At 63.9% G+C, this 14,789-nt stretch carries 6 protein-coding genes; 5 read left to right on the forward strand and 1 reads right to left on the reverse strand.

What is annotated here, in order from left to right:
• Positions 1 to 346: 346 nt before the first annotated feature.
• From rpoB to DY467_RS08520, 4 genes are all read left to right on the forward strand, one after another.
• The gene (gene rpoB / locus DY467_RS08505; RefSeq protein WP_107356139.1) at positions 347 to 4,471 is read left to right on the forward strand and encodes a DNA-directed RNA polymerase subunit beta; all 4,125 of its coding nucleotides are present in this window, start codon (positions 347 to 349) and stop codon (positions 4,469 to 4,471) included.
• Positions 4,472 to 4,610: 139 nt separating this feature from the next.
• The gene (gene rpoC / locus DY467_RS08510; protein WP_107346649.1) at positions 4,611 to 8,813 is read left to right on the forward strand and encodes a DNA-directed RNA polymerase subunit beta'; all 4,203 of its coding nucleotides are present in this window, start codon (positions 4,611 to 4,613) and stop codon (positions 8,811 to 8,813) included.
• A gap of 302 nt (positions 8,814 to 9,115) precedes the next feature.
• Entirely contained in the window at positions 9,116 to 11,179 is a 2,064-nt protein-coding gene (locus DY467_RS08515) for an FAD-dependent oxidoreductase (RefSeq protein ID WP_164635302.1), read from the forward strand.
• 119 nt (positions 11,180 to 11,298) lie between these two features.
• Entirely contained in the window at positions 11,299 to 13,452 is a 2,154-nt protein-coding gene (locus DY467_RS08520) for an ABC transporter ATP-binding protein (RefSeq protein WP_164635304.1), read from the forward strand.
• A 104-nt stretch (positions 13,453 to 13,556) separates the two neighbouring features.
• On the opposite strand, the gene DY467_RS08525 is transcribed toward DY467_RS08520, so the two are convergent.
• The gene (locus tag DY467_RS08525; RefSeq protein WP_164635306.1) at positions 13,557 to 14,009 is read right to left on the reverse strand and encodes a MarR family winged helix-turn-helix transcriptional regulator; all 453 of its coding nucleotides are present in this window, start codon (positions 14,007 to 14,009) and stop codon (positions 13,557 to 13,559) included.
• A 145-nt stretch (positions 14,010 to 14,154) separates the two neighbouring features.
• Here DY467_RS08525 and DY467_RS08530 point away from each other — a divergent pair, with 145 nt between their 5' ends.
• The gene (locus tag DY467_RS08530; protein WP_164635308.1) at positions 14,155 to 14,583 is read left to right on the forward strand and encodes a VOC family protein; all 429 of its coding nucleotides are present in this window, start codon (positions 14,155 to 14,157) and stop codon (positions 14,581 to 14,583) included.
• Positions 14,584 to 14,789 lie beyond the last annotated feature (206 nt).

The following is a 14,789-nucleotide window of genomic DNA, read 5'->3' on the forward strand; positions in this document are numbered from 1 at the left end:
ATGTGTGGAAAGACGCGGGGACAACCCCTCGAATCTCCACATTGCCGTCCCATATTGGTCCGGCAGCACGAAAGCGCAGGCGCGAGGACGTGGTAATGTGTCCGCGCAGCCTCTGGGAGAATCGGCAATTTCGGGCTTTTTCGGTCTGTGACGATGAGGTTTTCGACGGGCGGGTGCGGCAGCGCCCCGCGCGTCATTTTGCGTTCGGAATTAGTGCTGAGCCGACTTAGGATTTAGTTCCTGAAATCTGGCGCCTGAATTTCGGATGTTCGGTATTCAACCCGGGGGCGAGGCGGCTCGCGCTCCGGAAGGTTCGCCCCACCGGGCGACGAAACGAGAGGCCACGATGGCGCAGCAGACGTTCACCGGTCGCAAACGCGTTCGCAAGTTTTTCGGTCACATCCGGGAAGTCGCGGAGATGCCGAACCTCATCGAGGTTCAGAAGGCGTCTTACGACCAGTTCCTGATGGTCGCCGAACCTCCCGGAGGACGTCCAGACGAGGGTCTGCAGGCGGTGTTCCGGTCGGTCTTCCCGATTTCGGACTTCTCCAACGCCTCGATGCTCGAATTCGTTCGCTACGAATTCGAGCCGCCGAAGTACGACGTCGATGAGTGCCGCCAGCGCGGCATGACCTATGCTGCGCCGCTGAAGGTGACGCTGCGCCTCATCGTGTTCGATATCGACGAGGAAACCGGCGCCCGCTCCGTGAAGGACATCAAGGAGCAGGATGTCTACATGGGCGACATCCCGCTGATGACGATGAACGGTACCTTCATCGTCAACGGTACCGAGCGCGTCATCGTCTCGCAGATGCACCGGTCGCCGGGCGTATTCTTCGATCACGACAAGGGCAAGACCCACTCGTCGGGCAAGCTGCTGTTCGCCGCCCGCATCATCCCGTATCGCGGTTCCTGGCTCGACATCGAGTTCGACGCCAAGGACATCGTCTATGCGCGTATCGACCGTCGCCGCAAGCTGCCGGTGACGTCGCTGATGTTCGCCCTCGGCCTCGATGGCGAAGAGATCCTGTCGACCTTCTACAACAAGATCCTCTACAAGCGGACCAAGGACGGCTGGCGCGTGCCGTTCGACGTCAACCGCTTCCGCGGCTACTCGACCGTCAACGACCTGATCGACGCCGACACCGGCAAGGTCGTGCTCGAGGCCGGCAAGAAGCTGACCGTGCGTGCCGCCCGCCAGCTGCAGGAAAAGGGCCTCAAGGCGCTGCGGATGTCCGACGAGGAACTCGTCGGCAACTACCTGGCCGAAGATCTGGTCAACCCGAAGACGGGTGAAATCTACGCGGAAGCCGGTGAGGAAATCACCGACAAGACGCTGAAGATGCTGAACGAGCAGGGCTACAAGGAGCTGCCGCTGCTCGACATCGACCATGTCAACGTCGGCCCGTACATCCGCAACACGCTGAACGCCGATAAGAACATGACGCGTGAAGACGCGCTGTTCGACATCTACCGGGTGATGCGTCCGGGCGAGCCGCCGACTCTCGAGTCCGCGCAGAACATGTTCCAGTCGCTGTTCTTCGACGCCGAGCGCTACGACCTGTCGGCCGTGGGTCGCGTCAAGATGAACATGCGCCTCGACCTCGACGCGCCCGATACCCATCGCACGCTGCGCAAGGAAGACATCCTGGCGGTGATCAAGACCCTGGTCGGCCTGCGGGACGGCAAGGGCGAGATCGACGACATCGACCACCTCGGCAACCGCCGTGTGCGCTCGGTCGGCGAGCTGATGGAGAACCAGTACCGCATCGGCCTGCTTCGCATGGAGCGCGCCATCAAGGAGCGGATGAGCTCGGTCGACATCGACACCGTGATGCCGCAGGACCTGATCAACGCCAAGCCGGCGGCGGCGGCGGTGCGCGAGTTCTTCGGCTCGTCGCAGCTCTCGCAGTTCATGGACCAGACCAATCCGCTGTCGGAAATCACCCACAAGCGGCGCCTGTCGGCGCTCGGCCCGGGCGGTCTGACCCGCGAGCGTGCCGGCTTCGAAGTCCGCGACGTGCATCCGACCCACTACGGCCGTATCTGCCCGATCGAGACGCCGGAAGGTCCGAACATCGGTCTGATCAACTCGCTGGCGACCTTCGCCCGCGTGAACAAATACGGCTTCGTCGAGACCCCGTACCGCAGGGTCAAGGAAGGCCGCGTCACCGACGAGGTGGTGTATCTGTCGGCGATGGAAGAGGGCCGCTACGCGGTTGCTCAGGCCAACGTGTCGCTCGACGCCAAGGGCAAGTTCACCGACGATCTGGTGGTCTGCCGCGCCGGCGGCACCCGCGACGTCGTTCCGATGCCGGCCGACCAGGTCGACTACATGGACGTGTCGCCGAAGCAGCTGGTTTCGGTCGCCGCGGCGCTGATCCCGTTCCTTGAGAACGACGACGCCAACCGCGCGCTGATGGGCTCGAACATGCAGCGCCAGGCGGTGCCGCTGGTTCGCGCCGAGGCGCCGTTCGTCGGCACCGGCATGGAAGGCGTGGTCGCCCGTGACTCGGGCGCGGCGATCGCCGCGCGCCGCACCGGCGTGATCGACCAGATCGACGCGACCCGCGTCGTTATCCGCGCCACCGAGGATCTCGATCCGACCAAGTCGGGCGTCGATATCTATCGGCTGATGAAGTACCAGCGCTCGAACCAGTCGACCTGCATCAACCAGCGTCCGCTGGTGAAGGTCGGTGACCACGTCAAGAAGGGCGACATCATCGCCGACGGTCCGTCGACCGATCTCGGTGAGCTCGCGCTCGGCCGCAACGTGCTCGTCGCGTTCATGCCGTGGAACGGCTACAACTTCGAAGACTCGATCCTGCTCTCCGAGCGGATCGTGAAGGAAGACGTCTTCACTTCGATCCACATCGAAGAGTTCGAAGTGATGGCCCGCGATACCAAGCTGGGTCCGGAGGAAATCACGCGCGATATTCCGAACGTGTCGGAAGAAGCGCTGAAGAACCTCGACGAAGCCGGCATCGTCTACATCGGCGCCGAAGTCCGCGCCGGCGACATCCTGGTCGGCAAGATCACGCCGAAGGGCGAAAGCCCGATGACGCCGGAAGAGAAGCTGCTGCGCGCCATCTTCGGTGAAAAGGCCTCGGACGTTCGCGACACCTCGCTGCGGGTGCCGCCGGGCGTGCAGGGCACCATCGTCGAAGTCCGCGTGTTCAACCGCCACGGCGTCGACAAGGACGAGCGTGCGCTGGCGATCGAGCGGGAAGAGATCGAGCGGCTCGCCAAGGACCGCGACGACGAGCAGGCGATTCTCGACCGTAACGTCTACGGCCGGCTCGCCGACCTGCTCGACGGCCGCCAGGGCATCGCCGGTCCGAAGGGCTTCAAGAAGGACACCAAGATCACCCGCGCGGAGCTCGAGGAGTATCCGAAGTCGCAGTGGTGGCTGTTCGCGGCGCCGAACGACAAGCTGATGGCCGAAATCGAGGCCATGCGGAAGCAGTACGACGAGTCGAAGAAGGGCCTTGAACAGCGCTTCCTCGACAAGGTCGAGAAGCTGCAGCGCGGCGACGAACTTCCGCCCGGCGTGATGAAGATGGTCAAGGTCTTCGTCGCGGTGAAGCGCAAGATCCAGCCGGGCGACAAGATGGCCGGCCGCCACGGCAACAAGGGTGTGGTGTCGAAGATCGTTCCGATCGAGGACATGCCGTTCCTCGAGGATGGCACTCACGCCGACATCGTGCTGAACCCGCTCGGCGTGCCGAGCCGCATGAACGTCGGTCAGATCCTCGAGACGCATCTCGGCTGGGCGTGCGCGGGCCTCGGCAAGCGCATCGGCCAGACCATCGACACCTACTACCAGAGCCAGGATCTCAAGCCGCTGCGCGAGACCCTGAAGAAGATCTACGGCGAGGACGAGACCATCAAGTCGCTCGACGATGGTGAGCTGCTCGAACTCGGCCGCAATCTGAGCCACGGCGTGCCGATTGCCACCCCGGTGTTCGACGGCGCCAAGGAGACCGACATCGAAGAAATGCTGAAGCTCGCGGGCTTCGACGCTTCGGGTCAGTCGACCGTGTACGACGGTCGCACCGGCGATCAGTTCGATCGTCGCGTCACCGTCGGCTACATCTACATGCTGAAGCTGCATCACCTCGTGGACGACAAGATCCACGCCCGGTCGATCGGTCCGTACTCGCTCGTTACCCAGCAGCCGCTGGGTGGTAAGGCGCAGTTCGGCGGCCAGCGCTTCGGCGAAATGGAGGTGTGGGCGCTCGAGGCTTACGGCGCGGCCTACACGCTGCAGGAAATGCTGACGGTGAAGTCGGACGACGTCGCCGGCCGCACCAAGGTGTACGAGGCGATCGTGCGCGGCGACGACACGTTCGAGGCCGGTATCCCGGAATCGTTCAACGTGCTCGTCAAGGAAATGCGCTCGCTCGGCCTCAACGTCGACCTGCACAACTCCAAGCTGGCGGCACCGCCTCCGGCCGAGGCTGCCGAGTAACTCAATGCGTCGAGCCCGGCGGCGTGCGCTTTGCGCCGGCCGCCGGGTGTCTCCGCCGCGCTAGTCACGCGCGCGACGGAGAGTGCCTCTGGAATTCCGATTTTGCGGCTGGTGACGACCGGCACGCGAGGAGATGGCGATGAACCAGGAAATTATGAATCTGTTCAATCCGACGACGCCGGCTCAGGTCTTTGACCAGATCCGGATCTCGATCGCGTCGCCGGAGAAGATTCTGTCGTGGTCGTACGGCGAGATCAAGAAGCCGGAAACGATCAACTACCGTACCTTCAAGCCCGAGCGCGACGGCCTGTTCTGCGCCCGCATCTTCGGGCCGATCAAGGACTACGAGTGCTTGTGCGGCAAGTACAAGCGGATGAAGTACAAGGGCATCATCTGCGAGAAGTGCTCGGTCGAAGTGACTCTCAGCCGCGTCCGTCGCGAGCGCATGGGCCACATCGAGCTGGCCGCGCCGGTCGCTCACATCTGGTTCCTGAAGTCCTTGCCGTCGCGTATCGGGCAGCTGCTCGACATGACGCTGAAGGACCTCGAGCGCATCCTGTACTTCGAATACTACGTGGTGCTTGAGCCGGGCCTCACCGACCTCAAGGAGCGTCAGCTCCTGTCGGAGGAGGAGTACCTGCGTGCCCAGGATCAGTACGGTCAGGACAGCTTCACCGCCATGATCGGCGCGGAAGCGATCCGCGAACTGCTGAAGGGCCTCGAACTCGAAAAGATCGACGCGCAGCTGCGCGCCGAGATGGCCGAGACCGACTCCGACATCAAGCACAAGAAACTCGCCAAGCGGCTGAAGATCGTCGAAGCGTTCCGCTATTCCGGCAACAAGCCGGAGTGGATGATCCTCACGGTCGTGCCGGTGATCCCGCCGGATCTGCGCCCGCTGGTGCCGCTCGACGGCGGCCGGTTCGCGACCTCGGACCTCAACGACCTGTATCGCCGCGTCATCAACCGTAACAACCGCTTGAAGCGGCTGATGGAGCTGCGCGCGCCGGACATCATCATCCGCAACGAAAAGCGCATGCTGCAGGAAGCTGTGGACGCGCTGTTCGACAACGGCCGCCGCGGCCGCGTCATCACCGGCGCCAACAAGCGTCCGCTGAAGTCGCTTGCCGACATGCTGAAGGGCAAGCAGGGCCGGTTCCGTCAGAACCTGCTCGGCAAGCGCGTCGACTATTCGGGCCGTTCGGTGATCGTGGTCGGTCCCGAGCTCAAGCTGCATCAGTGCGGCCTGCCGAAGAAGATGGCGCTCGAACTGTTCAAGCCGTTCATCTACTCGCGGCTCGACGCCAAGGGTCTGTCGACCACCGTCAAGCAGGCCAAGAAGCTGGTGGAGAAGGAGCGGCCGGAGGTTTGGGACATCCTCGATGAGGTGATCCGCGAACATCCGGTGCTGCTGAACCGCGCGCCGACGCTGCATCGTCTCGGCATCCAGGCGTTCGAGCCGGTGCTGATCGAAGGCAAGGCGATCCAGCTGCATCCGCTGGTGTGCTCGGCGTTCAACGCCGACTTCGACGGCGACCAGATGGCCGTGCACGTTCCGCTGTCGCTCGAAGCGCAGCTGGAAGCGCGCGTGCTGATGATGTCGACCAACAACATCCTGCATCCGGCGAACGGCCAGCCGATCATCGTGCCGTCGCAGGACATCGTGCTCGGCCTGTACTACCTGTCGATCATGCGGGAAGGGCTGCCGGGCGAGGGCAAGGTGTTTGCCGATCTCGCCGAGCTCGAGCACGCGCTGTACTCGAAGGTCATCCACCTCCACACCAAGATCAAGTATCGCTGGCATTGGGTGAACGAGGAAGGCCAGAACACGGTCCGTCTGCTGGAGACCACCGCCGGCCGCATCCTGCTCGGTCAGGTGCTGCCGAAGTCGCCGAAGCTGCCGTTCGACGTCATCAACAAGCTGATGACCAAGCGCGAGATCTCCGGCGTCATCGACCAAGTCTATCGTCACTGCGGTCAGAAGGAGACGGTGATCTTCTGCGACCGGATCATGGCGCTCGGCTTCTTCAACGCGTTCAAGGCTGGCATCTCGTTCGGCAAGGACGACATGGTCGTGCCGGGTTCGAAGTGGAAGATCGTCGACTCGACCCGTACGCTGGCGAAGGATTTCGAGCAGCAATACAACGACGGTCTCATCACCCACGGCGAGAAGTACAACAAGGTGGTCGACGCCTGGTCGAAGGCCACCGAAGAAATCGCCAAGGAGATGATGAAGGAGATCTCCGCGGTTCGGAAGGCGCCCGACGGCTCCGAACAGCAGGTCAACTCGATCTACATGATGGCCCACTCCGGTGCGCGTGGTTCGCCCGCGCAGATGCGTCAGCTTGCCGGTATGCGCGGCCTGATGGCCAAGCCGTCGGGTGAAATCATCGAGACGCCGATCATCTCGAACTTCAAGGAAGGTCTGTCGGTTCTCGAGTACTTCAACTCGACCCACGGCGCCCGTAAGGGTCTGGCCGACACCGCGCTGAAGACCGCGAACTCGGGTTACCTGACCCGCCGTCTGGTCGACGTGGCGCAGGACTGCATCATCACGCAGGCCGACTGCGGCACCTCGCTCGGCATCAAGATGCGGGCGATCGTCGACGCCGGCACCGTGGTCGCTTCGCTGGGCAGCCGTATCCTCGGCCGTACCGCGGGCGAGGACGTGCGCGACCCGGCCACCAACGAGATCATCGTCAAGCGCGGTGATCTGATGGAGGAGCGGGACGTCGAGGCGATCCACCAGGCCGGCGTTCAGGAAGTGAAGATCCGCTCGGCACTGACCTGCGAGCTGGTCAACGGCATCTGCGGCAAGTGCTACGGGCGCGATCTCGCCCGCGGTACCCCGGTCAACCACGGCGAAGCGGTCGGCGTGATCGCGGCGCAATCGATCGGTGAGCCGGGCACGCAGCTGACGATGCGTACCTTCCACATCGGCGGTGCGGCGCAGATCAACGAGCAGTCGGTGATCGAGTCGAACTTCGAGGGCAAGATCGTCATCAAGAACCGCGCCATCGCCCGCAACGGCGAAGGCCACAATGTTGCGATGGTTCGCAACATGGTGATCGCGATCGTCGATCCGGACGGCTCCGAGCGTGCGACCCATCGCATCCAGTACGGCGCGCGCGTGCACGTCGACGAGGGCGATATGGTCAAGCGCGGCCAGCGTATCGCCGAGTGGGATCCGTACACCCGTCCGATCCTCACCGAGGTCGAGGGTACCATCGACTTCGAGGATCTGATCGAGGATCAGTCGATCTCCGAAACGCTCGACGAGTCGACCGGTATCGCCAAGCGTATCGTTATCGACTGGCGCTCGACCCGCGGTGGTGCGGATCTGCGTCCGGCGATCGTGATCAAGGGCAAGGACGGCAAGGTGCTGAAGCTGGCGCGCGGCGGTGACGCCCGCTACATGCTGTCGGTCGACGCCATTCTGTCGGTCGACGTCGGCGCCCAGGTCAAGCCCGGCGACATCCTCGCGCGTATCTCGACCGAGAGCGCCAAGACCCGTGACATCACCGGCGGTCTGCCGCGGGTGGCGGAGCTGTTCGAGGCACGGCGGCCGAAGGATGCGGCGATCATCGCCGAGATCGCCGGCACCATCCGGTTCGGTCGCGACTACAAGAACAAGCGCCGGCTCTCGATCGAGCCGCTCGACAAGAACGAGGAAGCGCGCGAGTACCTGATCCCGAAGGGCAAGCACATCCACTTGCAGGACGGCGACGTCGTCGAAAAGGGCGACTTCATCGTCGAGGGCAATCCGGCACCGCACGACATCCTGGCGATCAAGGGCATCGAAGAACTCGCGGCCTATCTCGTCAACGAAATCCAGGAGGTCTATCGACTCCAGGGCGTGTTGATCAACGACAAGCACATCGAGGTGATCGTTCGCCAGATGCTGCAGAAGATCGAGATCACCGACCAGGGCGATACCGACATGATCTCGGGCGAGCAGGTCGACAAGATCGAGTTCAACGCGGTCAACGCCAAGGCGGTCGAAGAGGGCAAGAAGCCGGCAACCGGCAATCCTGTGCTGCTCGGCATCACCAAGGCGAGCTTGCAGACCCGCTCGTTCTTCTCGGCGGCGTCGTTCCAGGAGACCACCCGGGTGCTCACCGAAGCCGCGGTCAACGGCAAGGTGGATCCGCTGGAAGGCCTCAAGGAAAACGTCATCGTCGGCCGGCTGATCCCGGCGGGTACTGGCGCCTCGATGGCCAAGATCCGCGAAGTGGCGATGAAGCGCGACCGTCTGATCCTCGACGAGCGCGAGAAGCAGGCGGCGATCGTGCCGGCCGCTGCGCCGGAAGCCGAACCGCTATCGCTGCCGCCGGCAGAGTAACGTTCGCTTCTGTCATTCAATCCTGGGAAGGGCCGGCCTTGTGCCGGCCTTTCTCATATCTGGGCCGCATTCCGGGCCTTTTGCCGCCACCTTACGGGTTGTTCATCTTCCCTTCAGGTGAAAGGCGCCTTGCTGTATGCCGAACGACGGGAATCCGGCACAGGGGCGCCGTTTCGCCGTCAAAACCAGCCCCAAGTCGCTGAAGTCACGCTGATTTTCTCGGAGAATCACGCCTCGACCGACGGCGCGGAGCAGAGACACGCTGCGTGGCGATCGATGCCGCGGGATGTTGAAAGAGCACCATGTTTGACCTTGCAATCGTAGGTGGCGGCCCGGGCGGTCTGATGAGCGCCTGGTATCTCAAACGAAAGCTCGGGGGCCTGTGCAAGGTCACCATCTTCGAGGCCTCCGATCGGCTCGGCGGCAAGATCGTCACCCAGAAATTCGAGACTGCGCCGGCGATGTACGAGGCGGGCGTCGCCGAACTCTACGATTACTCGATGACCGGCCCGGATCCGCTGCGGGAACTGGTGCAGCACTTCGGCCTGCAGACCATTCCGATGGATGCCGAGCAGGTGCAGCTCGACGGCGAGCTGCTCAACGACGTGCCGGGCATGCGCAAGAAGTACGGCGACAAGACCGCCGAGGCGATCGTCGCGTTCCGCAAGAAGTGCACCGAGCAGATGACGCCGACCCAGTATTACGAGGGCGTCGGCGCGCACGACAACGAACACCCCTGGGCCTGGACCAATTGCGAGCAGTTGCTCGACAAGGAGGTCGAGGACTCCACCGCCAAGCGCTTCTTCAAGGTGATGGCGAAGTCCGACATCGCCACCGAGAGCCACAACACCAACGGCCTCAACGCGCTCAAGAACTTCGTGATGGATATCGACGGCTATATCGGCCTGTATTCGATCCAGAACGGCAACGAGCAGCTGATCGAATGCCTGCGCTCGGAGATCGACGCCGACATCCAGTTCAATCACCGCGTCCTCAAGGTCGGCAAGACCGAGACCGGCCGCTATGAGCTGAACATGATGAACGGCAAGGGGCCGGAGACGCGCGACTTCGATCTCGTGCTGATGTGCCTGCCGCACAACTGGCTCGCCACGCTGAGCTGGGGCAACGAGCAGCTGCGCAAGGCGATGGTCAAGCACGTCGCCTATTTCGATCGCCCGGCGCACTACCTGCGGATCTCGATGCTGTTCGATTCCCCGTTCTGGGGCGACAAGATCCCGGGCTCCTGGTTCATGTCGGAAGCGTTCGGCGGCTGCTGCGTCTACAACGAAGGCTCGCGCCACGACGTCGGCAAATACGGCGTGCTCAACTTCCTGATCGCCGGCTCGGACGCGCTGGCGTTCTCCAACCTGACCGACAAGGAGCTGATCGAGCTGGCGCTGAAGTCGCTGCCGGCCGAGCTCGGCGACGTCCGCGGGCATTTCCTCGAAGGCAAGACCCATCGCTGGCTGTCGTCGGTGAACTGCATCCCCGGCGGCCTGCCGGTGCGCGACGTCATGACCAACCATCGCCCCGAGCCGAAGAACCATCCGGGCTTCGTCATCGTCGGCGACTATCTGTTCGACTCGACGCTGAACGGTCTGCTCGATTCCTCGGACGCCGCCACCGACATCATCGTCACCGAGACGATGAAGCTGCGCCGTGCCCGCGCACAGGACGGCAAGCCGGTCTCCGACAAGATTGACCGCGACTATTTCGAGAACTATCGCAACCAGGGCCCGTATCGCGAGGTCTGGAGCCGGTTCACCGATCCGGACTATCTGATCCAGACCATCAAGACGGTGTGGGACAAGCCGGGCGGCTACAAGCTGCTGGTCGCCGGCTCCGCCAGCGGCGAACTGGTCGGCGCGCTGCGCGAGCGCGGCATCGACGCCTACGGCGTCGAGAACAACCGCTACATCCACGGCAAGACCCCGGAGGCGCTGAAGCCTTACAACAAGCTCGGCTCGGTCGTCGAACTGCCGTTCGAAGACGAAGAGTTCGACTTCGTGTTCGAAACCAGCCTGTGCCACCTCGCCGAGAACCGCGTCGTCAAGGCGATCCGTGAGCTGCACCGCGTTGCGCGCACCGGCGTGATCTTCGGCTCGGTCACCAGCGACATGGATCCGGGCGTGATCGACCGCTACGACCTGCTGCGCGGCGTCAAGAAGCTCGGCACCTGGTGGGAATGGTCGGAGCTGTTCTTCAACAACGGCTTCGACCTGTCGGTGCATCGCAACGATTGCGGCGACGCGCTGTGGGAGCTGGCGGTGAAGGCGGGCAGGGGCCCGGGCCAGTGGTACAGCGACGCCGACAGCCTGCGCTATTCGTTCTTCGACAAGGTCGACGACGAGGGTGACGACGACTGAGCCAAGGTCGTCGCGGACGGCTCGCGTTCGCTTCAGCAGATCCGGCGCCGTGGCTTTGAACGAGTCACGGCGTCGCTTATTGTAGTCGTGCGGTCCGGCCACCTAGCGGTTTTCAATTCATGGCGCGTAAGCCCAATCCTCCCGTCACCCCGGACTCTCCCCCAGGCGACAAATCCGCCGCGCCGCCGCCGGCCGATGCCGCAGCCGGCAGTCCTGCGCCGGGCAGTGAAGGCACCGCCGCCCCGGCTTCGCCGCTCGACGAGAAGTTCGCGCTGCCGGTCGGCGCCGCGGCACCGGTGGTGCCGACCACCAAGCCTCCGGTGAAGCAGCTGATCGCCGACAAGGTCCCGGCCACTCCCGTGCCCGCCGCCAAAGCCGCCGCGGCGGACGACGGCGACGAGGACGATGAGGACGACGACGAAGAGGATGACGACGACGACGATGAGGACGAGGAACTCGTCGTCTTCACCGCGCGCGAGGCCGCCGGCGCATTCGCGACGGTCGCCGGCTTCATCCGGCCGGTCGTTGCCAACTACAAGAAGATGCTGGCGTTCGTGGTGTTCGGCGTGGTCGTCGAAACGCTGTTCAACGTCATCATGCCGCTCAGCCTGAAGTTCCTGATCGACGACGCGCTCGGCGAGGAGGACTTCCACGAACTCTACAAGATCCTGTCGATCCTCGGCGTCGCCGGCGTCATCACCTCGATCATCGCGGTGTGGTACGAGCGCTGGGACGCCCGGCTGTCCGCGGCGGTGATCTCCGACGTCCGCACCCGATTGTTCGAACACGTCCAGCGCCTGCCGGCTGGGTATTTCGCTCGCACCAAGCGCGGCGAGATCCTGTCGCGGTTCTCGATCGACATGGCGGCGTTCTCGCGGGTGGTGGAGATCCTCGCCAACACCGCGCTGCTGCCGTTCCTCGAATTGGTCGCCGGCGTCGTCCTGATGCTGTTCCTGAACTGGCAGCTCGCAGTGTTGGCGCTCTTGATCTTCCCGATCACGCTGATCGGGCCGCGCATCCTGACGCCGAAGGCGGTGCAGGCGAACTACGAGCAGAAGGTGCAGGAGGCCGGACTGCTCGGCCTGGTGCAGGAGAACGTCGGCGCGCAGGCGGTCGTCAAGGCGTTCAGCCTGCAGCGCAAGATGTTCGGCTTCTTCTCGCTTCGCAATCAGGCGACGCGGCAGAAGATGGCGCAGGCCACCTTCCTGACCTCGATGGTCGAACGCAGCGTCACCGTCGCGGTGCTGATGCTGCATTTGATGGTGCTGGCGCTCGGCGCCTATCTGGCGACCACCGGCCAGATCACCGTCGGCACCTTCGTCACCTTCGAGAGCGCGTTCTGGGAGGTGTCGTACAACATCGCCCATCTGATGCAGTTCATCCCGGTGTCGATCCAGGCGGCCGCCGCGGTGCGCCACATGCAGGAGCTGCTCGACGAGAAGACCCCGATCGCCGACAAGCCGGGCGCTGCCGAGATGCCGCGCATCGTCGACAACATCGCGTTCGAGCGGGTGTCGTTCGCCTATGAGGGCGCCGAGCAGCCGGTGATCGACAATCTCAGCCTCAAGCTGAAGGCCGGCAAGACCATCGCGATCGTCGGCCCGAGCGGTTCGGGCAAGAGCACGCTGCTCAACATGGTGCTGCGGCTGTACGACCCGACCGAAGGCCGGGTCTCGGTCGACGGCGTCGACATCCGCAACGTCACGCTGGATTCGCTGCGCCGGAGCATGGCCGTGGTGTTCCAGGAGAACATGCTGTTCAACATGTCGATCCGCGACAACATCCGGCTCGGCAAGGAAGGCGCGACCGACGCCGAGGTCGAGCAGGCGGCGAAGAAGGCGGAGATCCACCGCTTCATCATGAGCCTGCCGCAGAAGTACGACACCGTGGTCGGCGAGCGCGGCGACACGCTGTCCGGCGGCCAGCGCCAGCGCATCGCGATCGCCCGCGCGGTTGTCCGCGATCCCTCGGTGCTGCTGCTCGACGAGGCGACTTCGGCGCTCGACCAGACCACCGAGGCGGCGATCAACAAGACGCTGATGAAGCTGGCGCGCGGCCGCACCATGATCTTCTCGACCCACCGCCTGACCTCGGTGGTCGACATGGACGAGATCGTCGTCGTTTCTGGCGGCCAGGCGATCGAGCGCGGCTCGCACAAGGAGCTGCTCGCCAAGAACGGCGTCTATCGCAAGCTGTGGGACGACCAGAAACGCCACGGCGCCGGCGATGATGACGACGATGAGGATGACGATGACGATGACGATGACGAGTGAGGAGCGGGCGGCCCGCATCTCGCGGAACGCCGTCTTGTCCCGGGCTTGATGGCTCGGACTTAGTCGCCGCCGATATCAGTCCAATCTTGAAGAACCAGACCGCCTCAATCGGCGAGGCGGCCGAGCACGTTCAGTTCAGTGCGCAGGCGGTCGGCATCGGTGAGATCGGATTCGATCTCCGCATGCAGCTTGCGCCAGATCGGCACTGCCGCAGCCAGCGTCGTCCGCCCCGTAGGCGTCAGCCGCAACAGCCGCGCGCGCCGGTCCGCCGGATCGATCAGCACTTCGAGCAGATTGCGCCGCTCCAGCGGCTTCAAGTTCGCCGTCAGCGTGGTGCGGTCCATCGCCAGCAGCGCAGCGACGCCGCCGAGCGGGGCAGGCTGCGGACGGTTCAGCGACATCAGCAGCGAGAACTGGCCGCTGGTGAGCCCCGCCGGTTTCAGCGCGAGGTCGAATCGCCGCGCCAGGGCTCGCGCGGCCCGCTGGGCGTGCAGGCACAGGCAGCTGTCGCGCACCAGCAGCGTGGTTTCGAAACTCGGTTCGGCCGGGGAGCGCATTTGCGAACGGCTCTTGACAACGGGAAGATGATATACGTTGATATCAATCTAAATCGACGGGATCAAGCGCCGCCACCGGGCGGGCTCCGCGGGCTCAGGCCCGCGCAGCATTCATCGCGCCACGTCGATCAGGGAGGACCACCGCATGAAGATCGTGACCAGCCTGAGCTTTCAGGGACAGTGCCGCGACGCGTTCGAGTTTTACGCCAAGGTGCTAGGCGGCAAGATCACCGCGGCCATTCCATACGGCGATGGGCCTCCGGACATGCCGATTACCGATCCGAAGTACAAAACTTGGCTGATGCATTGCTGGCTCGAAGTCGGCGATCAGGCGCTGATGGGCGCCGACATGGACGTCGGCTGGGCCTCCAACATCGACAAGCCGAAGAACGGATTCGATGTCACGCTGCACACCCAGGACAAGGCTCAGGCGCAGCGCTGGTACGAGCAATTGTCCGAAGGCGGCAAACCGATGATGCCGTTCGCCGAGACGTTCTGGTCGCCCGGGTTCGGCTCGCTGATCGACCGCTTCGGCATCCCGTGGATGATCAATACCCAACCCGCGCAGGCCTGAGGCGCCGCGGACCCGGCGAAAAAAATGCCGGTCCGATGTCGGCTGCAGCAGGGGGGCTTCGTCCTCGAAGCACGGGAGACTCACTCCTCTAGCGCAAGCCTTTCAACGTCATTGCGAGCGAAGCGAAGCCATCCAGCTTCGTGCACCGAGCTGGATGGCTTTGTCGCTTCACGCCTCGCAATGAAGCGGCAAGGAATGATGCGGCG

The sequence above is a fragment of the Rhodopseudomonas sp. BR0G17 genome, assembly GCF_010907025.1.
Classification (GTDB): Bacteria; Pseudomonadota; Alphaproteobacteria; order Rhizobiales; family Xanthobacteraceae; genus Rhodopseudomonas; species Rhodopseudomonas palustris_H.